The 22,028-nt window shown below is 64.7% G+C and carries 22 protein-coding genes and 1 tRNA gene; 10 read left to right on the top strand and 13 right to left on the bottom strand.

The window, feature by feature from the left end; translation table 11 throughout:
- Nucleotides 1–148: 148 nt before the first annotated feature.
- Together AX729_RS15140 and AX729_RS15135 are read right to left on the bottom strand one after the other, a co-directional pair.
- On the bottom strand, nt 149–1,387 hold the full coding sequence (locus tag AX729_RS15140) for a URC4/urg3 family protein (protein WP_061024349.1): 1,239 nt from the start codon (nt 1,385–1,387) through the stop codon (nt 149–151).
- Between the two features lie 7 nt (nt 1,388–1,394).
- A complete protein-coding gene (locus AX729_RS15135; protein WP_061024346.1) occupies nt 1,395–2,651 on the bottom strand; it encodes a GTP cyclohydrolase II in 1,257 nt (418 codons plus the stop codon).
- Nucleotides 2,652–3,012: 361 nt separating this feature from the next.
- Between AX729_RS15135 and AX729_RS15130 the strand changes: the two genes are divergently transcribed.
- A complete protein-coding gene (locus tag AX729_RS15130; RefSeq protein WP_061024345.1) occupies nt 3,013–4,140 on the top strand; it encodes a threonine synthase in 1,128 nt (375 codons plus the stop codon).
- A 104-nt stretch (nt 4,141–4,244) separates the two neighbouring features.
- On the opposite strand, the gene AX729_RS15125 is transcribed toward AX729_RS15130, so the two are convergent.
- Nucleotides 4,245–5,060, bottom strand: coding sequence for a DUF2927 domain-containing protein (locus AX729_RS15125; protein WP_061024343.1), 816 nt, complete (start codon nt 5,058–5,060; stop codon nt 4,245–4,247).
- 82 nt (nt 5,061–5,142) lie between these two features.
- Nucleotides 5,143–5,721 (bottom strand): L,D-transpeptidase, encoded by a 579-nt coding sequence (locus tag AX729_RS15120; RefSeq protein ID WP_061024341.1) that lies wholly within the window; start codon nt 5,719–5,721, stop codon nt 5,143–5,145.
- Between the two features lie 263 nt (nt 5,722–5,984).
- Between AX729_RS15120 and AX729_RS15115 the strand changes: the two genes are divergently transcribed.
- From AX729_RS15115 to AX729_RS15105, 3 genes are all read left to right on the top strand, one after another.
- Nucleotides 5,985–7,532, top strand: coding sequence for an acetolactate synthase large subunit (locus tag AX729_RS15115; RefSeq protein ID WP_061024340.1), 1,548 nt, complete (start codon nt 5,985–5,987; stop codon nt 7,530–7,532).
- Between the two features lie 38 nt (nt 7,533–7,570).
- Nucleotides 7,571–8,086 (top strand): hypothetical protein, encoded by a 516-nt coding sequence (locus AX729_RS15110; RefSeq protein ID WP_061024338.1) that lies wholly within the window; start codon nt 7,571–7,573, stop codon nt 8,084–8,086.
- Nucleotides 8,087–8,407: 321 nt separating this feature from the next.
- Entirely contained in the window at nt 8,408–9,334 is a 927-nt protein-coding gene (locus AX729_RS15105) for a Bug family tripartite tricarboxylate transporter substrate binding protein (RefSeq protein ID WP_245325200.1), read from the top strand.
- Between the two features lie 109 nt (nt 9,335–9,443).
- Here the strand turns inward: AX729_RS15105 and AX729_RS15100 are convergent, their stop codons facing one another.
- From AX729_RS15100 to AX729_RS15090, 4 genes are all read right to left on the bottom strand, one after another.
- Complete coding sequence (locus AX729_RS15100) at nt 9,444–10,391, bottom strand: hypothetical protein (RefSeq protein ID WP_156456974.1); 948 nt, start codon at nt 10,389–10,391, stop codon at nt 9,444–9,446.
- Nucleotides 10,392–10,782: 391 nt separating this feature from the next.
- The gene (locus tag AX729_RS15095; RefSeq protein WP_061024332.1) at nt 10,783–12,714 is read right to left on the bottom strand and encodes an AI-2E family transporter; all 1,932 of its coding nucleotides are present in this window, start codon (nt 12,712–12,714) and stop codon (nt 10,783–10,785) included.
- Between the two features lie 366 nt (nt 12,715–13,080).
- A complete protein-coding gene (locus AX729_RS39650; RefSeq protein ID WP_156456973.1) occupies nt 13,081–13,377 on the bottom strand; it encodes a hypothetical protein in 297 nt (98 codons plus the stop codon).
- Between the two features lie 206 nt (nt 13,378–13,583).
- A complete protein-coding gene (locus AX729_RS15090; protein WP_061024330.1) occupies nt 13,584–13,817 on the bottom strand; it encodes a DUF3551 domain-containing protein in 234 nt (77 codons plus the stop codon).
- Nucleotides 13,818–14,097: 280 nt separating this feature from the next.
- Here AX729_RS15090 and AX729_RS15085 point away from each other — a divergent pair, with 280 nt between their 5' ends.
- The 4 genes from AX729_RS15085 (at nt 14,098) to AX729_RS15070 (ending at nt 16,647) form a co-directional block, all read left to right on the top strand.
- Nucleotides 14,098–14,433, top strand: coding sequence for a hypothetical protein (locus AX729_RS15085; protein WP_061024350.1), 336 nt, complete (start codon nt 14,098–14,100; stop codon nt 14,431–14,433).
- A gap of 190 nt (nt 14,434–14,623) precedes the next feature.
- Nucleotides 14,624–15,109 (top strand): hypothetical protein, encoded by a 486-nt coding sequence (locus tag AX729_RS15080; RefSeq protein ID WP_061024328.1) that lies wholly within the window; start codon nt 14,624–14,626, stop codon nt 15,107–15,109.
- 60 nt (nt 15,110–15,169) lie between these two features.
- Nucleotides 15,170–15,652: a transcription elongation factor GreA gene (greA, locus tag AX729_RS15075; RefSeq protein ID WP_061024326.1), complete on the top strand. Its 483-nt coding sequence runs from the start codon at nt 15,170–15,172 to the stop codon at nt 15,650–15,652.
- A 317-nt stretch (nt 15,653–15,969) separates the two neighbouring features.
- Entirely contained in the window at nt 15,970–16,647 is a 678-nt protein-coding gene (locus AX729_RS15070; RefSeq protein ID WP_061024324.1) for a hypothetical protein, read from the top strand.
- Nucleotides 16,648–16,684: 37 nt separating this feature from the next.
- Here the strand turns inward: AX729_RS15070 and AX729_RS41135 are convergent, their stop codons facing one another.
- From AX729_RS41135 to AX729_RS15050, 4 genes are all read right to left on the bottom strand, one after another.
- Nucleotides 16,685–16,990 carry a hypothetical protein gene (locus AX729_RS41135; protein WP_061024323.1) on the bottom strand — a complete coding sequence of 102 codons (306 nt, stop codon included), beginning with the start codon at nt 16,988–16,990 and terminating at the stop codon, nt 16,685–16,687.
- A gap of 193 nt (nt 16,991–17,183) precedes the next feature.
- Nucleotides 17,184–17,258, bottom strand: a tRNA-Val gene (locus tag AX729_RS15060).
- A 158-nt stretch (nt 17,259–17,416) separates the two neighbouring features.
- Nucleotides 17,417–18,715: a coiled-coil domain-containing protein gene (locus AX729_RS15055; protein WP_061024321.1), complete on the bottom strand. Its 1,299-nt coding sequence runs from the start codon at nt 18,713–18,715 to the stop codon at nt 17,417–17,419.
- A gap of 114 nt (nt 18,716–18,829) precedes the next feature.
- Complete coding sequence (locus AX729_RS15050) at nt 18,830–19,435, bottom strand: DUF1134 domain-containing protein (protein ID WP_061024319.1); 606 nt, start codon at nt 19,433–19,435, stop codon at nt 18,830–18,832.
- Nucleotides 19,436–19,573: 138 nt separating this feature from the next.
- Here AX729_RS15050 and AX729_RS15045 point away from each other — a divergent pair, with 138 nt between their 5' ends.
- Nucleotides 19,574–20,059 (top strand): YHS domain-containing (seleno)protein, encoded by a 486-nt coding sequence (locus tag AX729_RS15045; RefSeq protein ID WP_061024317.1) that lies wholly within the window; start codon nt 19,574–19,576, stop codon nt 20,057–20,059.
- 9 nt (nt 20,060–20,068) lie between these two features.
- On the opposite strand, the gene AX729_RS15040 is transcribed toward AX729_RS15045, so the two are convergent.
- Nucleotides 20,069–20,908, bottom strand: coding sequence for a 3'(2'),5'-bisphosphate nucleotidase CysQ family protein (locus tag AX729_RS15040; protein WP_061024315.1), 840 nt, complete (start codon nt 20,906–20,908; stop codon nt 20,069–20,071).
- Between the two features lie 216 nt (nt 20,909–21,124).
- On the opposite strand from AX729_RS15040, the gene chpT reads away from it, so the two are divergent.
- Nucleotides 21,125–21,778 (top strand): histidine phosphotransferase ChpT, encoded by a 654-nt coding sequence (gene chpT / locus AX729_RS15035; protein WP_061024313.1) that lies wholly within the window; start codon nt 21,125–21,127, stop codon nt 21,776–21,778.
- Nucleotides 21,779–22,028: the final 250 nt, after the last annotated feature.

Genomic DNA, 22,028 nt, shown 5'->3' with positions numbered 1-22,028 from the left:
CTTCTCCCCTTGTGGGAGAAGGTGGCGCGAAGCGCCGGATGAGGGGTTGTCTCCGCGAACTCAAGTGAGAGATGCTCTCGCGGAAGCAACCCCTCACCCGTCTCGCCGCTTTCGCGGCGAGCCACCCTCTCCCACAAGGGGAGAGGGTTCAAAACACCGTGCCGTCGCTGATCACCTTGATCGGCGGCGAACCATCGGACCGGCGCGCAAAAGCAATGGCGCGGCCTGCGGCCCAGGTGCCGCCTTCCAGAATGCTGGCGAGCGGCAAGGTTTCTGGCGTGCGGCCAAGCTTTGCGCGAACCAGGTCGGCCAGCCGGTCGAGCAGCGCGACGGTCAGCGCGCGCCATTCCACGACGAGCAGCGAATCCACCGCATGCGCGCGCTCGTAGTCGGCGGCGTCGCGCAGACGCAGCACCTCGTGATCGACGAACAGGCCACCATTGCGGTATTCGGCAAGCCCGGTCAGTCCGTCGATGTCGGTGACGTCAAAGCCCGCGCGCTGCAGCGGCTCGATCAGCGAATAGCTCAGCCATTGCGACAGCTTGTGCAGCGGCACGAGACCCGCGGTCCCATCATCGGTCCTGATCGCCGGATGGCGCCAGCAATCGCCGAGCGGGATGCCAGCGAGTTCGAGCCGTGACGGCCAGATCGGCCCGAGCTGGTTCAGCACCGCCGACAGGATTGCGGGCGCGGCAACGGCGCCGCCATCCGCCTGCGCCGCGATGTGATCGAACAGTCCGCCCGGTCGCGGCGTGTCGTGCAAGCCGAAGACGTCTGCGCGCTCCGCCACCAGCTTGCCAAGCCTTCGCAGCAGATCGGTCCGTCCTTCGAGGCCGAGCAGCGGATTGGCATCGCTCGCCTGAAATGCGGAGGTGAGGGCGGCGAGCGGCAGCCCTGCGAGCACTTCCGCGTCGGCCCTGAACGGCTTCCGCGCGTCGCGAGAAAACAGGCCGCCCGCGAACATGTCGAGGCTTGCGATGGCAAGCCCCTCGGAGCGGCCGATGCCTTGGCCCGTCACGGCGTCGCGATAGCGCCACGCGGCACCCGCGCCGGCATCGAGCAGCACGCTGACGATGGCGAGGTCGAACTCCGCGCGCGCCCGCGTGGCGCGATCCGGCCAGGACGCAGCGTCGGCAAGTCTGGCCCAGCGGTCGGCGCCGCCGAGCACGAAGTGCCGCCAGCGCGCATGGAAGGGGATGTCCAGGGTCGGGTAGGCCTTGCGCGTGACCGCAAGCACCGCCTCCGCAACGCCATCCATGCGGCCGAGATCGATCGTGAAATGCGAGAGCTTGCCGGCAAGGCCGAGCTCGAGCATCTGCCCCGCCCGCGCGCGCACCGCCTTTGCGGTGAGCAGCGAGCGTGCTTGCAATTCCAATGGGTCCGCCATCGCGCGATCAGTATTTTTCCAGCGAACGCCCGACCACGCCGTTGACATCCTTCTCGGGCGCGATGTCGGTCGAGTAGTAGCCGGCCGCCTTCTTCGCGGCGATCTCGACATAGGCGTCGGCCGGGATCAGCTCCGGCGGGATCGGCACGCGCTCGACGATGTCGATGCCCTGCGAGGTCAGCGCGTCGTATTTCATGTCGCTCATCGACAGGAAGCGGTCGATGCGCTTGAGGCCCAGCCAGTGGATCGTATCCGGCATCAATTGCTGGAAGCGTGCGTCCTGGACGCCAGCGACGCATTCAGTGCGCTCGAAATAGGCGGCGGCCGCGTCGCCATCCTCCTGGCGCTTGCGGGCATTGTAGACCAGGAATTTCGTGACCTCGCCGAGTGCGCGGCCCTCCTTCCGGTTGTAGACGACGAGCCCGAGCCCGCCCTCCTGCGCGCCGCGCGCGGATTCCTCGATGCCGTGGATCAGGTAGGGACGGCAGGTGCAGATGTCGGAGCCGAACACGTCGGAGCCGTTGCACTCGTCGTGCACGCGGCAGGTGATTTTCGTGCGGTGGTCCGGCAGCTTGGTGACGTCGCCGAACAGATAGACGGTGGTGCCGCCGATCGGCGGCAGAAAAACCTTCATGTCCGGCCGGGTCACGAGCTCGGGGAACATGCCGGCGGTCTGCTCGAACAGCGTCCGCCGCAGTTCGGTCTCGCCCGTGCCGAAGCGCGCGGCAAGGCCCGGCAGGTACCAGACCGGATCGATCGCGATCTTCACCACGGACACGCTGCCATTGGCATGCACGACCTCGCCATCGGCGCGCAGACGTTTCGCCGCCAGCGCCTCGCGGATCTCCGGCAGGTCCAGCCGCGCCCGCGTCACTGCGATGCTCGGACGGATGTCGGCGCCTTCGGCGATCTCCTGGCGGAAGTTCTCGGCGACGAGATGCCCCCAGGGATCGAGCGCGACGATTTTGGCGGGATCGCTCCATTGCGGGAACGGCCCGATGGTCGCCGCCGGAAATGTGTTGGTGAGGTCGGGGCGCCGGATCGGATCGAGCGCGCCGGCGGAGACGGCGAGCGCGCGGTACATCGCGTAGGACCCGCCATGGCTGCCGATCACGTTGCGATCCCCGGCGCGCGACACCGTGCCGATGATCGGGCCGCGGGCGCGTGCATCGGCAGCGCCCCAATGGATCGGAAAGGCAGCCTTCCGCCCCGGCTCTGGATGGGAGGTGAGGCGGATGTGGTCGGTACGGTTCGCGCGGCTCATGTCCAGGCTCCCAAAAAGCCAACGGCCCGCCGCTCGGACGGGCCTGACTCGCTTGCGTTACCTGCCGAAGAACAGCGGTGGCGCAAGCTCAATCCAACATATTGTAGCGGCCGGCGACGACAGACAAGTTAATCGTGGGAGGCGGGCAGGGCCGTTTGCGACCACATTCCCGTCATTAACGGGCTTGCCGAGTTCGCCTTCAGCGCCGGGTCCTCGCGCGGACCCAGATCCCCGTCCTGTCGGCGCGACCGGATCAAGGCATTGAAATATTTCTGTTTCTCGTGTTTTCAAGGCGGTGCATCCGTTCGGCCAGCGTCGAATCCCGGCCCAGTCATAGATCGTCCTTGTCTTGGAGACCCCCATGCCCACCGCCAGCTACATCGACCCCCGCAACGGACGGCTCTACCCGCTCGACCAGCCGCGCTGGTGCTCGGACGAGCGCACGCCGCTGCTGGTGACGCCGGGGGCCGGCATCTCGCGCGAGGACATTGATAGTCGGACGCGGTCGCTCTGGCGCTACCGGGCGGCATTGCCGGTCGAGATCGCAAAGCCGATCACGCTCGGCGAAGGCTGCACGCCGCTGGTGCAGCAGGACTGGGGCGATCTGCGCCCGCTGTTCAAGCTCGAATGGTTCAATCCGACCGGCAGCTTCAAGGATCGCGGCTCGGCGGTGATGCTGTCCTTCCTGCGGCAGATCGGCATCTCGGCCATTCTGGAGGACTCCTCCGGCAATGGCGGCTCGTCGATGGCAGGGTTGGGTGCCGCCGGCGGCATGCGTGTGAAGATCCTCGCTCCCGCGTCCACGTCGCCGGCCAAGATCGCGCAGGTGCGCGCTTACGGCGCGACGGTGCAGCTCGTGGAGGGGCCGCGCGAGGAGTCGGAAGCCGAGGCCATCCGCCAGTCGAACGAGACCTTCTACGCCAGCCACAATTGGCAGCCGTTCTTCCTGGAAGGCACCAAATCGCTCGCCTACGAGATCTGGGAAGATCTCGGCTTCCGCGCGCCCGACAACGTCATCGTTCCCGTCGGCGCCGGCAGCAGCCTCTTGGGCTGCGCCTTCGGCTTCCGGGAGCTTTTGAAAGCCGGCCAGATCGCGAAGCTGCCGCGCCTGTTCGCGGCGCAGCCGCAAAACTGCTCGCCGATCGATGCGAGCTTTCAGGCCGGTGTCGATACGCCCGTCGCGCGCGAGGTGCACAAGACCGTCGCCGAAGGCACCGCCATCAAGAATCCGCTGCGCCTGCGCGAGATCATCGCCGCCCTGCGCGAGAGCGGTGGCGGCACCATTGCCCTCACCGAGGACGAGATCGTCGGTGCGCTGCGCCGTCTTGCGCGCCAGGGCCTGTTCGCCGAGCCGACCAGCGCCAGCGCGGCCGCAGCGCTGGACAAGCTCGCGGCCGCTGGTGCGATCAAGGCGAGCGAGACCACGGTCACCGTCCTCACCGGCACCGGCCTGAAGGCCGCGACCACCGTCGCCGATCTCGTGCAGTAGGGCCGTGCAGCTTGCTCCGTCATTGCGAGCGCAGCGAAGCAATCCAGTCTGCCACCGCGGAGAGATTCTGGATTGCTTCGCTGCGCTCGCAATGACGACCGGGCTCAATCCCTCAGATCATTCACCCGCTTCACCCAGGCGCGCACATCCTTGAGCACGGCGGGCAGCACCGCCTTGACCTCCGCCACCGTCATGCCGGCCTTGATGCGGGGATCGTAGAGCAGGTTGAGGATGTACTGGTCGTAGACGTCGAAATAGCCCATCGAGACGTTGTCGTTGAACATGGTCCAGGGCACGCTCGCGGTGTCGTTGATCGGCCCGAGCGATTGCAGCAGTTCCTCATAGGCGCAGTCGAGGAAGACGAAATCGCCGTTGTCGACGGTGAGGATGACGTCGGAATGCTCGATCTCGAAATTGTCGTTCTTGCGGAAGCCGGACAGGCATTGCGGATCGAGCGAGGTGCGGATCTCGCGCGCCTTCTCGGCGCCGTAGAAGCTGGTCATGGTGCGGTAGAGATCGCGGTCGCGCACGAGCTTGACCCGCACATTCGCCGCCTCGTTGGTATTGGTCATGGCGATGTCGAGATGCTGCACGCGCCTGGCGATGTCGCTCACCACTCTCGCAAGCTGCGTCTTGCGATCGGCGCGGTCGCTCTCGGCGAACACCCGCACCGGCCCGTCGAACTTGCGGATGCGGTCGACGCGGCCGGCGAGGTGGTATTCGGCGCCGAAGGCGGTCTTGAGAAAGCCCTCGACGATCTCGCCGTCGGAGAAGCTCTTCTTCTCGTTGCGCTGGCGCGAGGAGATCGCGGGCAGTTCGCCCGCGGCAGCCGTGGCCGCGGTGTCAGGCACGCATGTGAGCGCGGCGAGCGCCAGCAGGGCGAGGCGAAGGGCGGGCGAGGACGGAGTCAATGCGGACATCGTTGCTCGACGCTGCCGCATTCGCCCCGCGCGCACAAGGCCGCAAATTCTCGCGCCCTGCGGGTTCCGCCGCGCGCGGGCTCTAATTGTTCAGCACGACCACGGTGGTCCCGACCGCCACACGGCTGTAAAGGTCGGTGACGTCGTCATTGGTCATGCGGAAGCAGCCCGAGGAGACCGCCTGTCCGATCGTCTCCGGCTCGTTGGAGCCGTGGATGCGGTACAGCGTCGAGCCCAGATACATCGCGCGGGCGCCGAGCGGGTTGTCGACGCCGCCCTTCATGTGGCGCGGCAGGTCGGGCCTGCGGGCCAGCATCTGCGACGGCGGCGTCCAGTCCGGCCATTCCTTCTTGGCGGTGATCTTGTGCACCCCGCCCCAGCGGAAGCCGTCGCGGCCGACGCCGATGCCGTAGCGCAGCGCCTGGCCGTTCTGGAGCACCAGATACAGCCGCCGCTCGCTGGTGTTCACGACGATCGTGCCGGGAGCGTAGTTACCGTTGTACATGACGGTGGTGCGGGGGACGGGATTGGCGCCGGAACGGAAGAAGTTCGGGCCGCCGCCCATGATGTCGCGCGTGTCGAACTCTTCCGCGAGCGCGCCGCCTGCCATGGCCGACAGCAGTGCGATGGCGGCAATCGGCGCGGCAAAAAACCGGATCATTGTCTCCCCCAGCAAAAAATCGATTCAACGGAAGCCACAGGCCATATTTGCGGGCATTTCGCAAGCCACGGGCCCGTGAGGGAGGCCATGCTTCACGATTGGTGTTACCAAATCGGCAACCACAATTTGCCGGAAAGCATTAGCCAAGCCGGCGCATTGCCGCGCGGGGCAGGGCAGCGATGGCGGGTCTTGCTTTGACGGAACGCACGAACAATGATTGATCGGACTTTTATCTGGACAATGCCGGTCGTGGGAGCCTTGGGATGAACGGTGCGGAAAGCCTGGTGCGGACGATGGTCAAGGGCGGGGTGGACGTCTGCTTCACCAATCCCGGCACCTCCGAGATGCATTTTGTCGCAGCGCTCGACCGCGTGCCCGGCATGCGCTGCGTGCTCGGCCTGTTCGAGGGTGTGGTGACGGGCGCCGCCGACGGCTATTTCCGCATGAAGGGCACGCCGGCCTCGACCCTGCTCCATCTCGGTCCCGGCCTCGCCAACGGCCTTGCCAACCTGCACAATGCCAAGAAGGCCAATTCCGGCATCGTCAACATCGTCGGCCAGCACGCCGTCTACCACATCGGCTACAACGCCCCGCTGACCTCGGACATCGAGGGCCTGGCCCGGCCGATGTCGTCCTGGGTCCGCACCTCGCCGGATGCCAAATCGGTCGCCGCCGACGGCGCCGCGGCGATCGCCGCCGCCAAAAGCGCGCCGCCGCAGATCGCGACCCTGATCCTGCCCGCCGACACCGCCTGGAACGAGGCCGACGGCATCGCCGAGGTTCCGGCCGAGCAGCAACGCGCGAGCTATTCGCCGCAGGCGGTCGAGCAGGCCGCCAAAATTCTTCATGGCGACGGCGAAGGCACGCTCTTGCTGATGACCGGCAGCGCGCTGAGCGAGCAGGGTCTGGCGCTGGCCGAGCGCATCGCCGGCAAGACCGGCTGCACGGTGATGGGTCCGACCTTCCGCCCGAAGATGGCGCGGGGCCGCGGCCGTTTCTCGATCGACCGCATCCACTATGTCATCGACCAGGCGCTGCCGATGCTGGCGAAGTTCCGCCACATCGTGCTGGTCGAGGCCGACGATCCCGTGGCGTTCTTCGCCTATCCGAACAAGCCGAGCGTGCTCCGGCCCGAGGGCTGCGACGTGCATCGCATGACCTCGTGGGGCGAGAACTCGGTCGCGGCGCTCGAGGCGCTCGCCAGCGCCGTCAAGGCCAGCACCAAGGACGTCCAGCCGCAGGCTTTGCAGGAGTTGGTCAAGCCGACCGGTGCGCTGACCCACGCCTCGATCGCGCAGTCGATCGCCTATGCGATCCCGGAGAATGCGATCCTGGTCGACGAGTCTCTCACCACCGGTCGCGCCTTCTTTCCGCCAACGGCTGCCGCCGCCCCGCACGACTGGCTCCAGAACATGGGCGGCTCGATCGGCTTTTCCACGCCGCTCTCGATCGGCGCGGCGATCGCCTGCCCGGACCGTAAGGTCATCACGATGGTCGGTGACGGCAGCGCGATGTACACCATCCAGTCGCTGTGGACGCAGGCGCGCGAGAACCTCGACATCGTCACCATCGTGTTCGCCAACCGCATCTACCAGATCCTGCGCGGCGAGTTCGACAATGTCGGCGCCGGCGAGCCCGGCCAGCGCGCCAACGACATGCTCAGGCTCGACCGCCCGACGCTGGATTTCGTGGCGCTGGCCAAGGGTATGGGCGTGCCCGGCCGCGCCGTCACCAATGCCGACGAGTTCAACAAGGCGCTGGCCGAAGCCGTCGCCGAACCCGGGCCGCGGCTGATCGAAGTCCAGATGTAGGACGTCACCAGACAAAGCGCCGCGAGCCCGGAGGCACGATGCAGACCGAGCTGAACAAGGTGATCGCGGCTGTCAGGGACTTCTACGCCCACGAAGGTTTCCTGTTCGAGAAGGACGTCGGCGAGCGGGCGATCACCCACCGCTTCGCCGTGCATCTGGAGAAGCAGTTCTCGGGCTGGTCGGTCGATTGCAATTACGACCGGCTCGGCGAGCGCACGCTGCACCTGCCGCGCGGCACCATCATCTCGACCGACGATCATCTCGGCAAGTCGATCTACCCCGATATCGTCGTGCATCAGCGCGAGATCCCGAACAACCTGCTCGCGATCGAGATCCGCAAGGCCAGCAATCACACGCCGCTGGAGCACGACCAGCACAAGCTGAGAGCGCTCACCGACGTGCATGTCTGGTTTCCGTTTTGGATTGGCCTGCTGCTGGTGCTGGACCGACATTCGGTCACGATGTCGGAAGTCTATGTCAGCTCGGCCCTCGATGAGGCGCAGTCGCGCTGGTTCGCAAGCCGGCTGCAGGAGAGCGGATTGGCGGCCTCTTAGACCCTAGCCTTCGCTGCTGTCTTCTCGATCCCGAACTCCGTGATCCTTCAGCGGCCTACGCAGGCCCTTAGGCGCATCTTCTCGTCATCGCGCATCAGACAGAAGCAATCCTCTTTCGACCGGCGCGCATTTGCAACGTGGTTCCATTGCCGAGAGGGCGGCCGCATAGCATTTATTGGATGGTCTACCGCGGCAAGTTCCTAAGCGACGTCCAGGCAAGCGGGCGTGTGGGCTTGTCGAACGTCAATGAGGATTCCTGCTGTGCGTTTCATTCGATCTCTTGCCTTGCTGGCCGCGTCCGTCCTGACCGCATCGGTGCTCATGAGTACGAGCGGGGCCAGCGCCACCGCCTGGCCGAACCGTACCATCAAATTGATCGTGCCGTTTCCTCCTGGCGGCGCCGCCGATACCGTCGCACGGATTTACGCGGACAAGCTGAGCGAGGCGCTCAAGCAGCCCGTGGTCATCGAGAACAAGGCAGGCGCAGGCACTGCAATTGCGGCCGAAGCCGTCGCCACCGCGGACCCCGATGGCTACACGTTGTCTCTCGCTCCCGCCGGCCAGCTCACCATTCTGCCGCACATCAACAAGGAGATAAGGTACGATCCCTTCAGGAGCTTCGTTCCGGTGTCGAACCTGGCTACGGTCCCCTATGTGCTGGCAGTCAGCCCGGACACGCCGGTGTCGAACGCCAGGGACCTCGTCGCTGCCGCGAACAAGGATCCCGGCAGATTGACCTACTCTTCCTGCGGTCCTGGCACACTCTGCCACTTGAGCGGCGAGCTCTTCCAGCGCCAGACCGGCACGAAGCTGCTGCATGTGCCGTTCAAGGGCAGCGCCCCGGCGGTCAACGCACTGCTGGGCAACGTCGTCAATCTGTCGTTCGACACGCTGACCGTGCTGGCGCCGCAGATCCGTGACGGCAAGATCAAAGGTCTTCTCGTCACCAGCCGCGAGCGCTCATCACAGCTGCCCGACGTCCCCACCGCAGCGGAAGCCGGTGTGTCGGACTTCGTCGTCGATTCCTGGTTCGGCCTGGTCGCGCCCGCAGGCACCCCGGCCGAAATCATCCAGCGCCTGAATGTGGAAGTCGTACGCATCGGGGCTCAAGCCGATGTTCGAACCCGCCTGGAGGCTCAGGGACTGCTCGTCACCACCTCGACGCCCGAGGGATTCACGGACATCATCAAGGCCGACTACGGGCGCTGGGGCAAGGTGATCAAGGATTCCGGCGTAGAGGTTTTCTAAATCACGACCCATCAAAGCGCGCCAACTGGGACGGCAACCTTCCCCGTCGGGATGCAGTAGCGAGCGGTCCCTTCCGCCGAAGATGGCGCGGGGCCGCGAGCTGCCTCACTCAGAACTTGAAGCTGCTCTGGATGAAGGTGCCGTATCGGTCGACCTGATAGGTCTGCGCCTGCCCCGCTGCTCCGCTCGCAGGCTCGGTGAAGTCGTTGATTCCGGTGTGCCAGTACCGGGCGCCGATTCCGACATTTGCGTTGGGCGTAACAGCATAGGACATGACCGTCTCGAGCTGAAAGCCATGGCCGTAGCCGCGAGAGGGCTCGGTGCCGAAGGTGAAGTAGTGCGTGTCGAAAGCTCTCACGTCGGAATAGGTGTAGGCGGCATCGACGGTGAGCTTGAGCGCCGGCGTAAACCAGAGATCAGCAACGGCGCCGGCGCGGACGGAGTGCAGGATGTCGCGCTCGGTGATGACTTTGACGTTGCCGGCGAGGACGCCGGCACCTTCGCAGATCTGACCGCCGGGCACCGTCTGTCGGCATCCCCATGCATCGGCCAGCTCGCCGCGGTAATGGTAGCCGACGAAGCCACCCAGGCGAAGGCGCGGCTCCGCATTGACGGGACGTGACTCGTAAAAGGAATAGCCGATATCGAGGCTGGCGTAGCCAAGAAAACCGCGGGTCTGGCTCTCCGTCTTCGTGTACGGCCCATTGAAGAACGGAGGAAAATCCTCGTCGTTCATGGTGCCGCCGGTGATGCCTCCATAGCCCCCGTAGCCCTTTACGAAGAACTTCATGGGGCTGTCGATCCGGAAGAAAACCTCTCCGGAATGCGTGCTCATGTTGTGATAATCGAGCCGTGAGATGACCGGGGACGTTCGCGAGCCGCTGGTGTGCAAGTCGTAAGCGGTGCGGCCGATGCTGTACCAGTACCGTGCGCCGACCTCGACCTGCCAAAGATTGAGCGGCTCGGGAGTCCTGAGAGCCTTGACCGGCAGGTCGGCGGCGATTGCCGGAGCGACGAGCATGAAGAGGCCGGATGCGATAGATGCTGCCTTGTGCACGACGTGCTCAGCCTGCTTGTCTGGATATCCTGCGAATCGGAACGAAACTCCGACACAAATTGTCATGATGCGCTGCGAACGAGGCAATCCGGAATCTCGCCCGCGCCGCGGGTTCTCGGCCGGTTGTGACAACTTTGCACCACACGCGAGAGGCCGGTGACGATATAGCCGCGCGAAGGGCAGCGTACTGCTGGACAGGCACAACGTCACGACGTCGGAGGTGTATGTCAGCGGTCTCGTCGATCAGCGCTCTCGCGCTGGGTCGCGGAGGTCGACCTCGCCCGGGCGCGCAGTAGCAGGCGGACTTGCCGCAGCTTTCGAGGACAAGACGAAAACCGCTCCGCCGGCCAGCGACGACCCTCGTCGCCCGGAGCCGACATCGATGGCACCCTCACGCTGCAGCCGTTGTGGATTTATCTTTCTCTGCTTCTTGCCCCTGTTCCCTTGCCCCCGTCGCTTCGATGCACAGCCTGACGGCCTCGCCGATGCTCGTCGCAACGAGGTCAGCTTTGGCGCCTTCCCGCAGCAATTCCAGGGCCGCCGGCTCCATGTCCTTGACCCAGCAACCCAGGATGATGGTTGCCTTCGGCAATTTCCGCCTCAGACGCCGGACGGAGTACCGCATGTGTGCCGCGGCGTGGGCATCGAGATAGACCAGGCAGACGATCGCAACGCCCGTCGTATCCAGGCGAAACACATTCGTCGTGGACAGCGACGCCGCCCCTTCGACGCGCGCAGCGAGGCCGTGCTCAGTCGAGAGCTGAGCCAGCATGATCGCGGCCGCCTCGTCGATCAGGGTGCGTCCGGCCACGCACAGGACGGGGTGTTCACCCTGCCAATCCGGCGGGAGAGTTTCCTTACCGAGGTAAGGCAAGTGTTCATTGGCGGCATTCTCTGCAACGCCTTCCACCGCGGACGATGCTTCGGCATCGGTGGTTGAGCTGCTCCGCGCCGGCGGCCGGTCCTCCTGATCGGCAAGATCGGCGGCGAATTCGCTGACGGCGTCCCGAATCTTCGTGAGACGTTCCTGGTCGAGCGCATTGCGCTCTGCGTCGGCTTGCGCCAGCTGCAAACCCTTCAGGGCGACCTCGTCATAATACGAAGCCAGCGATCGCTCCTTCAGGAACTCTTCTGCCTTTTCGGCCGCTTCCGTGGGATCGCCCGCCAGCATCCGCTGATAGAATATTTCCGGAGGAGAAAGCGCCGGTCGGTCTCCGAACATCACGTCGAGAAATTCCAATCGCTCCACATGCCGCCCGAGCACCACGAGGCAAATCGTGAGGGGAGTCGCGAGGACGAGCCCGATCGGTCCCCAGAGCGCTGTCCAGAACGTCGCCGACGCGACCACGGCGACGGGGGAGAGCCCCGTGCTGCGGCCGTAAACCATCGGCTCGACGACGTGGCCCACGAGCGGTTCGACGACGAGAAACAGAGCGAGGGTCCAAAGCAGCATCGACCAGCCGGGATCGATGGCCACCGCCAGCGCCAGCGGGAATGCGGCCGCGATGACGGCGCCGACATAGGGGACGAAGCGAAGCGCAGCCGCGAGGATGCCCCAGAGAATCGCGCTCGGAATTCCGATGAACCAGAGGCCGGTGCCGATCACCACGCCGAATGCGCCGTTCAGGATGAGCTGGGTCAGAAACAGCTTGCTGAGGCGGCTCGCTGCATCGTCCAGCGCAGCGGTCGTGCGCTGCAGGTCCGACGAGCCGGCCAGCCTTATGAAGCGGTTACGAAGATCCTCGCGTTGAATCAGGATGAATACGACGAAGATGATGATGATGCCGGTGGTCGCGAGCGGATGAATGAGCGGAGAGATCAAGGTTCGCAGACTTTCCAACGCGCCGGGATCGGGCTGGCGCACTTCGACCGGCACCGGTGGCGCGGAGGGATTCGAGCCCGCGATCATGCCGGGGCTACGCGTGGATGGGGCGTCTTTCGGTTTATCAAGCTCCTTGCTGAGATCCTTCAGCATGTCGGAAGCGCGCTCCAGCGTGCCCCTGCCGGCCTTGGTGTCCCGAAACGCCTGGATCTTCTCGCTGATCGTCGATTGATACCGCGGCAGGTCACCGGCGAGTTGCGTCAGTTGAGCGGCGAGAAGGCTTCCCATCGTGAAGATCAGCATGAACGCAACGACGACCACGCTCACGACCGCCAATCCCCGCGGGACATGGATGCGCTGCAATATCCCGACCAGCGGCGCCAGCACGAAGCTGAGGAGAATAGCCAGCGCAACGGGCACGAATATATCCCGGCCGAAATAGAGCATCGAGATGATGATGACGGTCAGAATCGCCGTCGCGACTGCGCTGAGCAGCGCCATCAGTTCTTCGGTGGTGCGTGGTTTGAAGGGTTGTCGCGCCACAGGCCTCATTTGCTGTCCCTGTCCCGTCGTCCGCTGAGCGTGCACCGATGTCAGCTGCAAGGGCGCAGGACGACACTGCAGAGGACAGCCGCTCAGGGCACTCGTCCACGCGGTCTTCACGAGCGGCGGCCGAACTCCGGTCGCGCCATCGCACGCCAACCGCGCCGCCCTGAAAAGGTTCCTGGCTGCGGCAATGAAGAGCGCGATGGACGGCTCTCCATGGCCGACCGTTTCCCGTTGGCCCCCTTAGCCGAAGGTCGCTCGATCTCGCGCCGTGGCGACTCTGATGGGGTAGACCGGGCGTCGGTCGGTTCGGGTCAGGGCCTACCGTGGCTTTTGATCCGAGGCCGAAGCCCTGCTATTCGATTTCGAGCGAAGGAAGAAAGCGCCTGCAAAGCCAACCAGAACGCATATCGCAAGCGTATAGCCGGCTGGATTTAAGAGCCCCAGACGGTCAGCAAGAACAACGAGTAGGATCGAAGCAATTATTTGCGCGATCCATACGCGCCACGCCGCTTTGAGCGCGCGACCAAACGTCATCCGATTGAAGAGAAAAAGAACGGTGCATGACGGTGCCAATAGAGCAACCGCCAGAACAAGAATTACGACCGCCGCAAACATCGGTTCTCACTCTCCGCGCCAACCGGCGGATCGTTAGACGCCCCTGTTCGCGTTGTCCATTTTATGACCGTATCCTTGACGGCGCCTGTCTGCCGATGGCTCAACCCGGCGACATGGATAACTCTGGTTTCGCTCAGGTCTTCTTGTTGCAGGTCTGTTTCGCCGGGGGCGCGGCGGCGCGCGCGTATGCGCGCGCCGCCAACTCGTCAGTAATAATAGGGCTGCGAGTACGCGTAGCGCGGGTTGATGCCACAATAGGCCGATGTGCCGGAGGCGCTGGCGGCACATTGCTGGTAGCTCGCGAACTGGCAGTTGCCGGGATAGCCCCAGCTGCGGCCTTGCAGGCAGTATCGGTCGTTTGCGGCCTGGGCCGGGACCGCCGACACTGACGCGGCGATCAAGGTTGCGAACGATGCAAGGGTGAGGATGGTGCGACGCATTTCAGTCTCCTTCGGGAGCGGGTGGATGGAAGTATCAGCCGAGCTTTGGCCTTGGATTGGCGTTTACCTCTGCTCGTCCGATGCAGGGGCATGCCAGTGTTGGTGTCGGCATGGCGCCAAGCGTTCGAGATGAGGCGCATCATGACGCAGGCCATGGTTCGGAATGTGATCTTGGCCACAGTTCCGGTGTGGGATCGGACCTATTGTTGACGGACTTGCACGCGTCGATGCCGGAGGCCTGCGTTGGCCTCATTCGGATCAGGCAATTTTGGAGGTTCTGATGCAGAAATCATACTTGCTGGCTGCGACGGCAGCGCTGTTGCTCACGATGCATATGCCGCTTGCTCTGGCGCAGGGCGCACCGACCGCCGGCGGAACTGCCACGCCTCCCGCGACAACCGCTGCGCCCGCTGCGACGACGGCACCGGCCGCGACCACCGACACCTCCAGCCAGCCCACCGATTCCAGGAAGAGTGCGTCGAAGAAGCCGGCCAAGAAGAAGATGACGCGGCAGCAGGAGATCGATCATTCGATCGACAGCGGCACTGTGCCTGCACGCTACCGCAGCTCGGTGCCAAAGCAGTATCAGCAGTATATCCCGTTTGATAAGCGGTAGTGGATCGCGCGGCGGCTTGCGGTCCGGGATCCCCGGGTGGCGGTCTGCGAGAGCCGTGCCGGAGCGCTTTCGAGCGAAGTGGACACCGGTTCGCGTCAAGAAGACGCGTCAAAACAACAAGCTAGAGCCGCGTTCCGATTCCATCTGAAGGGGAAAGGCTCTAGACTAGTCCGATGTCCCGGGGGGAGCGATGAGTGATGAGGTGAAGGATGCTGGCCTTGTGGCCATGATCAGCAGCATCCTGGGAGGCAACAAGCGCGCAGACATTATTGCACCGCCGCCGCTCGCCGAGGTTCCGCCGACTGTGCCTGTGGATGGACCGGAGCCGGTCGAGACGCCCATTGCTGATCCGCCAGCCGCCATAACCCAGACCGTGCCCGATGCCCCGCCGGCTGCCACGAAGCCGGTCGAGCCGCCTGAGAAAATCGCCACCACGCCAGACGGCAAGCGCCTGCTGCCGGCGGAGGGGATCGCCGATCTCGTGCTCGGCGAGCTGCGCAAGATGGAAGATTTCCCGAGTTCCGGCGTCACGGTCACGGTCTATGGCTATCGGAACTGGAACGCCATGATCACCTTCGCCCCGTTCTCGACCAGCTTCCAGAATGCAACCCGGTTCCGCCAGGCTTTACCGGACATCGTCTTCAAGCTGCGCCGCTTCGTCGAACTTGAGATATAGTCCGGGCATTGGCGGCCGGAGCGTTGCCAGCGGCCAGGACAGTTCAACAGGATCTCGAAATTGAGCGTCGCCTTCACCAAGGAAGAAAGCGCCGAAACCGCGTCCGAGACGCTGTTGCCGGATCGCCCGATCTCGCCGCATCCAAACCTCGTGACCGAGGCAGGCTACAAGGCGTTGCAGACGCAGCTTGCCGAAGCGCGCGAGGCCTATGAAGCCGCGCAACGGATCGACGACGTCAACGAGAAGCGGCGGCAGTCGGCCGTGCCTCTGCGCGACGTCCGTTATCTCACCGAACGCCTGCGCACCGCGCAGGTCATGCCCGATCCTGTCGCGACCGACGTCGTCGCCTTCGGCAGCACGGTGACATTCAGCCGCGCTGATGGCCGCGTGCAGACCTACCGCATCGTCGGCGAGGACGAAGCCGATCCGAAGGCCGGCTCGATCTCGTTCGTCTCGCCGGTCGCGAGATCGCTGATGGGCAAGGCGGTCGGCGACGTCGTGGGGGCGGGGGCGCAGGAGATCGAGATTTTGTCGATCAGCTAGGGCGATCAGATGGGCGGCGAGGATTGCATGAGCAAAGAGCACTCGACAGGAGCAATCTCATTCGCCTAAAGCTGATCCGGAAGAGTGAAACAGTGCTCCGGAAATATCGTGCGCCAACAGGAAGCTGAGGCGCGAAGTTGCTTCGACCTGATGTCCATCGCGCGAGAGCTGTCCGGAACGGAGACCATGGTACCTGAAGCACGAAGGAAGCAGAGCCCCGGCAGCCGAGCCGGACTTCGACCTGCGAGGCGTTTCGGTTGTCTTCTGTTGGTACCGATGGTCTCCGCCGTGCTCGCCAAACAAAGCGCGATGGTTGGATGAGACGTTTTCTGTCCGGAGCGCTGCCGTTCTACGCGCTGGCTGGACTGGCCATGTGCATGTATCTCGTCCTGTACAGGACGAACCTCTTCGACTTGAACGCCATCGTCCAGGGTGCGACCGGCTCGTCATGGTTTCTGGTCTTCATGTTCGTCTGCGTGCTCCTGGAATCGATCTTCCCGTATTTCGGCTATTTTCCCGGGACCGCTCTCATCCTGATGTCGGTGGCACTCAGTCCGAAGTCCGTGGATGTTTCCGTCTTTATCGTGGCGTGGCTGGCGATCATCGTCGGCGCCGTTCTGAGTTACGGACAGGCTCGTTTCTTCAGGCCGCTCTTGCAGCGGGTTGCCTCGAAAGCGGCCCTGCGCCGGTGTGAGTCCCTTCTTCACGCCTACGGTCCCTACGCACGCATTGCCTTGTTCGTTCATCCCAACGCCTGCGCGATGTATTTCACGGCACTCGGACTTCTCGGCGGGAAACTGCCGCGAGAGCTCGTCCATCTTTGCATGGGGGCCGCGGCCTCCGTGGGCGTTCTGTTCGTCATCGTGACCAGAATCGTGTCGTCCGTAGGCCCCACCGACGATGGGCAATTGCAGCTGCTGCTGGCGGCAGGGCTGATCGCCATCGGCACCCTCGTCGGTCTCTACGCGGCCTGGCGGCCGGCGCGGGCGGCTTGAGGCTTGCCGTGCGGACGCCGCTGCAATGCGCCTGCAGCTAGGCGGTTGCGCTCTTGATCTCGTCGCGCGTTTGAATCTGCGTTCCGCAAAACGGACAGAAAAGAACCGCTTGATCGAACCAGCCCATGCCCTGGTCCGTCTTGACGCCACCAACGGTCAGGTACAGCACGCCAGTGTCTTCCCGCACGAACAGAAATCGTTGCTCCGGCAAGGTGAGCGCTTCGCTCATGTCCTTGCAGCATGTCCCGAACACTTTGTGTTGAGCCACGATGGCTCCAATCCAATTTGGAAGATGCGAGTTGTCGCTTGCGACTTCAGGGGCGGTCTGCTCGTCCGAGGCCATGTCCCGGATGATGACATCATGCCCTTGTTTTGCCCGACGGAGCAAGATCCGATTCGGAAAAGGCGTAACCCATTGATCCGACTGGGGTCGGCTACTGTGCATGGGGTTGTTTTCGATTTTTTGATTGAGATGGGTCGCGGATGCCGTAAGGCGTCGATGACTATCCGCAACAGGTAGGGGGCAGGAAGACGGATGGTGGGCGCACAAGGGATCGAACCTTGGACCTCTCCCGTGTGAAGGGAACGCTCTCCCGCTGAGCTATGCGCCCGGGACCATCATGCAGACGGCCGCAACTTGCGGCCGGCCGGCACGTGGAGCCCGCGATTTAGAAGTGCGGGCCGAAGGTGTCAAGTTTTCAGGCGGCGCGGGAGCGGAAAACCCGGGCCCGGTCACGCAATCCGCAGGGGAGGCCGGGTTTTGGGCCGGTTAAGCGCCCTGCTGGCGGGCGCGGGAGGCGTGGGCCTGGAGCGCGCGGATGCGCTCGGCGAGCGTTCCGCCGCCTTCGGGCAGGCGGGCCGCAGGAGCTCCGTTGGTCGCGGCGTCGTTGGCCGGGCGCGGCGCCGGCTTCGGAGGCTGGCCGGCCTCGGCCGCGAGCAGGGCCTCGATCGGCGAGTTCGGGCCTTCGAGCTGCATCGCGAGTTTTGCGACTTCCGCCGCGATGTCGTTGATGCGCTCGCGCAGCAGCGCGTTCTCCATGCGCTCGGTGGCCCAGGAACTCTCCGCCTGCTGCTGGATCGCGTTGATGTCGCGCTGGAGCTTGGCGCGCTCGTCGCGCGCGGTGCGGAGCTGCTCCTCCAGCGCGGCCTTTTCCGCGCGCAGCGATTCCATCGCAGCCGACGACCTGCCGCCGCTCAAGGCGGCGATCTCGACGCGCAGCTCCTTGATGGTGCGCTCATTGCTCTCGTTGGCCTGGCGGAGCTGGTTGTTCTCATAGTCGCGCTCGGCGAGCAGCTTGCCCTGCGTGGCGAGCCGGCCTTCGAGGTCGGCGATGCGGCCCGACAGCATCTCGGCCTCTTTCACCTGGACTATGAGCTGGCGATCGAGCTCGGTGACGCGCTGGCTCAGATTCTCGACGCGGCCGCGCGCCTCGGCGAGCTCGCGCGAGGCGGTCTCGGATTCGGTGCGCTCCTGTGCGAGGCGCGCCTGCGTGGCGGCAAACTCCTTCTCGGCATCGCCGACGCGGTTCTTCAATTCCTCGATCTGTGCGCGCACGGCGATCAGCTCGACCTGGCGGCTCTCCGCCATCATCGAGCGGTCGGAGAGCTCGGTGTTGATCTTCGCGAGCTCGGCCTGCTTGTCGGCCAGCGCGATCTCGGCCTCGCGCAAAGATGCGGTCTTGGCGGCGAACTCTTCTTCGGTGGCGCGGAGCTGCTCCTTGACGGCCTTCTCGCGCGCTTCCAGCGCGAAGATCGTGGCGTTCTTCTCGCCGAGCTCGATCTTCATGCGGTTGATGGCGTCGCTCTTCTTGCCGAGCTCGGCGAGCTGGCTCGTCGTCTTGTTCTTGAGCTGCTCGACGCTCATCTCGAGCCGCCGCGCCGACATGGCGAATTCGGCGCGGAGCTGGTCCTTGTCGGCCTGGATCTCGGCCATCGACAGCGGCGTTGCGGCCTCGAGCCGGCGCGTGGTCAGGCGCACGGCGCGGTTATGCACCAGCGGCACGATCGCGAGCCCGCACAGCATCGAGAGCAGGAAACCGATCGCCAGGTACATGATCGGTTCGACCATGAGAACTCCGAGAGCTAAGGAAAAATTTACCAACGACAATGCATGCGGGGCCGGCAAAAAGCCAGCCCCGGCCTGTCGTTAACCTTGATCCGTAGGGATACGGGAGGCGAAGCCCTAGAACGGGTTCCAGGTCGCGCGCGGGGTGTATTTAAGGTAGCCGATATTGGCACCCAGCCGCAGGCCGAGGCCGGAGCGAATCGGCACCAGCACGATGTTGTTGGCGGTGAGCGCCGTCATGCCGAAGCCGCCGATGATGTAGGCCGAGCCGTCGATGCCGCCGAAGCGCTGGTAGATCGCGTTGGTGGCCGGCAGATTGTAGACCAGCGTCATGGTCCGCGCGCCGTCGCCGCCCCAGTCGAAGCCGAGCGAGGGACCCTGCCAGTAGACCCTGAGGTCGCCGGCATTCTTGGTGTAGAGCGTGCCTTCGCCGTAGCGCAGGCCGGCGACGAAGGCGCCGGAGCCTTCCTCACCCAGGATGTAGCCGTTGGGCAGGCCCCATTGGCTGACCGCCTTCTCGATGATCGAGGCGAGCCCGCGCGAGACGTTGCCGAAGAAGCGGTGGCCGGCCGTGACGAGCTCGTCCGGCCCGTAGGTGCTTGGCGTCGGGGTCCGCTGCGGCGGCGGCAGGTCGGGCGGCGGCGCCTGCTGGGCGGAAGCCGGCACGATCCAGCCGACCATCGCGGCAAGCGCGAGCGCAGCAAGGCGTGATGCGAAAGTCATAAAGAACCCCTGGTACCGAATCCGGTCGCTTCCTTAACCTGACGCCAACAGGCACGGCTCTAGGTTGCGCCGGATGTCCCCTCGACTCGGATGTTATCCGCAGCAACTATGACGGCACAACGGCAGGAAGATAGCCCTTTGCGCCCCGGAATTGCCTTGATCGGCTTTCGCGTCTGCCTGTTGGCCGGCATCTGGATCATGTGCCCGGGGATGCCGGCGCTGGCCGCCACCACCGAGCGGATCGTCGTCAACCGCTTCACCGGCGTCGCCATCGAGGGCTTCGACCCCGTCGCTTACTTCGTCACGGGGACGGCCGTGCAGGGGACGGCGGAGTTCGAGGCAAATCTCTGGGGGGCCGTCTGGCGCTTCCGCAACGAGGGCAACCGCGCCTCCTTCCTGGCCCATCCAGAGATCTACGGACCGCAATTCGGCGGCTATGATCCGGCCGATATCGCCCGCGGCGTCACCATCGCCGGCAATCCCCATTTCTTCGCGATCGTGGCGCAGCGGCTCTATTTGTTCAGCCTGGAAGCCAATCGTGACGCTTTCGTCGCCGATCCCGAGCGCTTCCTCTATGAGGTGGGCAAGCGCTGGCCGGCCCTTCAGGACAAGCTCGGCCAGTAGCAAGCCCGGTCAGTAGCAATCTACCGCCTGCGGATCGCCCCAGGCGATGAACTCCGGGATGATGAAGCCAGTGTGGCTGCGCTGGCCGAATCGGAGCTCGCCGCCGCTGCCGTCGGTCACCTTGCCCCCGGCCGCGGTCACCACCGCACAGCCGGCTCCGACATCCCATTCCGAGGTCGGCCCGAAGCGGGGATAGATGTCGGCGCTGCCTTCCGCGATCCGGCCGAATTTCACCGCCGAGCCGACCGTCCGTCTGACGGCATTGGGCCTGTTGTCGATGAACGCCTCGCTCCTGGGATCGCCATGCGAACGGCTCACCGCCGCGATCCAGGGCTCCCCGCGCGCCGGCAGCTTGCGGGTGTGGATCGGCTCGGCCGCCCCGATGGCCGCGCCGATCCACACCCGCAAGAACGCCACGCGCTCGGCGCCCAGGCCGACGATGCCGCGCCAGAGCAGTCCGAGCGCGGGCGCGCTGACGATTCCGAGCAGCGGCACGCCTTCAGTCACCAGGGCGAGGTTGACGGTGAACTCGTCGCGGCCGGCGACGAACTCCTTGGTGCCGTCCAGCGGATCGATCAGGAAGAAGCTGCCCTGAAATGGCGGGGAGGCGAGCTGGGTCCGCTCTTCCGACAGCGTCGGAATGCCGCCCGCGAGCTGCGCCAGGCCGTCGGCGATGATGCGGTCCGCGGCGAGGTCGGCTTCGGTCACCGGCGAGCCGTCCTGCTTGCCCTCGATCCGCATGGCAGCGCGGTTGACGGCAAGGATGGCTACGCCCGCCTTTACCACCAGCGCGGTGAGCGGCTCCATCAATCCGGATGCGGCCTCGGCGTCGATGATCCTCACCTGCATGCCTCATTCATCGGCAAGTCTCTATTGTCAGCACGTCTCGCCCGCTCGGCTGATTCGCCTTGATTGATTCGATTGGGTCTTTATGGCCGCTTCGAACCTATCGCAAGCTAGCTGCCACCGGCTGGCGAATGTTAGAACCCGGAGCATCCGTCAAGCATGCGTGATTCGCGGCGTCCAGCGCCGTGCAATTCCAGGAACCCTCCAGGACCCCTTTATATGTCTGACGCCTCGTCGCCCGCGACCGCCACTGCTCCCGATATGCTCGAACTCGCTGCGCTCCTGTGCTCGCGGGTCTGCCACGATCTCATCAGCCCTGTCGGCGCCATCGTCAACGGGCTCGAAGTGCTCGACGACGATCCCAAGCCGGAAGACCGCGAATTCGCGCTCGACCTGATCCGCAAGAGCGCCAAGACCGCTTCGGCCCGTCTCCAGTTCTGCCGCCTGGCCTTCGGCGCAGCCGGCTCCTCCGGCGCGCAGATCGATCTCGGCGATGCCCAGACCATGGCGAAGGGCCACATCGAGGACGGCAAGTGCTCGATCACATGGAATCTGCCGCGGCTGCTGCTGCCGAAGAACCGCGTCAAGCTGCTGCTCAACATGCTGGTCGTCGCCCAGCATACGATCCCGCGCGGGGGCATGTTGACGATCGATCCGCTCGGCGAAGGCGAGACGATGAGCTTCCGCATCACCGCGACCGGACACAATGCGCGCCTGCCGCAGAACATCTCGGAGCTCCTGAGCGGCGAGCGCGGGCCTGCCGCGGACGCGCACGCGATCCAGCCTTATTATACGCGGCTGCTCGCGCAGGCCTGCGGGCTTACGGTGACGCTGAAGCCGGAAGGCGAAGCCATCATCATTACCGCTTCGTAAACGGCGCACGGCGCCCTCAGACGTTAAGCCAATCTTTACGAGGCGCTTCGGCTTGTCCGGAGCGCCTTATCTCTTTGTTGGCTCCGTTCTTTTCCACATACTCAACCAATATTAAACGCTTTGCGGTGAAGCTGGCCTCATTCCGAATGGCGCATCACGCCTCGTGCGCGCCCCTCCCTGTATGAAGGCCTGTTTTCATGGATGATCTGTTGCGGGAGTTTTTGACGGAGACCAGCGAGAGCCTGGACAC

Source organism: Bradyrhizobium sp. CCH5-F6 (genome assembly GCF_001556045.1).
In the GTDB taxonomy this organism is placed as follows: Bacteria; Pseudomonadota; Alphaproteobacteria; order Rhizobiales; family Xanthobacteraceae; genus Bradyrhizobium.
The sequence above is the reverse complement of the archived record's forward strand: the minus strand, read 5'-3'. Positions and strand labels throughout refer to the sequence as shown.

Coding starts and splice junctions, on each gene's coding strand:
- AX729_RS15140 (WP_061024349.1), bottom strand. CDS start 1,387: ATGGCGGACCCATTGGAATTGCAAGCACGCTCGCTGCTCACCGCAAAG.
- AX729_RS15135 (WP_061024346.1), bottom strand. CDS start 2,651: ATGAGCCGCGCGAACCGTACCGACCACATCCGCCTCACCTCCCATCCA.
- AX729_RS15130 (WP_061024345.1), top strand. CDS start 3,013: ATGCCCACCGCCAGCTACATCGACCCCCGCAACGGACGGCTCTACCCG.
- AX729_RS15125 (WP_061024343.1), bottom strand. CDS start 5,060: ATGTCCGCATTGACTCCGTCCTCGCCCGCCCTTCGCCTCGCCCTGCTG.
- AX729_RS15120 (WP_061024341.1), bottom strand. CDS start 5,721: ATGATCCGGTTTTTTGCCGCGCCGATTGCCGCCATCGCACTGCTGTCG.
- AX729_RS15115 (WP_061024340.1), top strand. CDS start 5,985: ATGAACGGTGCGGAAAGCCTGGTGCGGACGATGGTCAAGGGCGGGGTG.
- AX729_RS15110 (WP_061024338.1), top strand. CDS start 7,571: ATGCAGACCGAGCTGAACAAGGTGATCGCGGCTGTCAGGGACTTCTAC.
- AX729_RS15105 (WP_245325200.1), top strand. CDS start 8,408: ATGAGTACGAGCGGGGCCAGCGCCACCGCCTGGCCGAACCGTACCATC.
- AX729_RS15095 (WP_061024332.1), bottom strand. CDS start 12,714: ATGGCGCTGCTCAGCGCAGTCGCGACGGCGATTCTGACCGTCATCATC.
- AX729_RS39650 (WP_156456973.1), bottom strand. CDS start 13,377: ATGTTTGCGGCGGTCGTAATTCTTGTTCTGGCGGTTGCTCTATTGGCA.
- AX729_RS15090 (WP_061024330.1), bottom strand. CDS start 13,817: ATGCGTCGCACCATCCTCACCCTTGCATCGTTCGCAACCTTGATCGCC.
- AX729_RS15085 (WP_061024350.1), top strand. CDS start 14,098: ATGCAGAAATCATACTTGCTGGCTGCGACGGCAGCGCTGTTGCTCACG.
- AX729_RS15080 (WP_061024328.1), top strand. CDS start 14,624: ATGAGTGATGAGGTGAAGGATGCTGGCCTTGTGGCCATGATCAGCAGC.
- AX729_RS15070 (WP_061024324.1), top strand. CDS start 15,970: ATGAGACGTTTTCTGTCCGGAGCGCTGCCGTTCTACGCGCTGGCTGGA.
- AX729_RS41135 (WP_061024323.1), bottom strand. CDS start 16,990: ATGGCCTCGGACGAGCAGACCGCCCCTGAAGTCGCAAGCGACAACTCG.
- AX729_RS15055 (WP_061024321.1), bottom strand. CDS start 18,715: ATGGTCGAACCGATCATGTACCTGGCGATCGGTTTCCTGCTCTCGATG.
- AX729_RS15050 (WP_061024319.1), bottom strand. CDS start 19,435: ATGACTTTCGCATCACGCCTTGCTGCGCTCGCGCTTGCCGCGATGGTC.
- AX729_RS15040 (WP_061024315.1), bottom strand. CDS start 20,908: ATGCAGGTGAGGATCATCGACGCCGAGGCCGCATCCGGATTGATGGAG.
- chpT (WP_061024313.1), top strand. CDS start 21,125: ATGTCTGACGCCTCGTCGCCCGCGACCGCCACTGCTCCCGATATGCTC.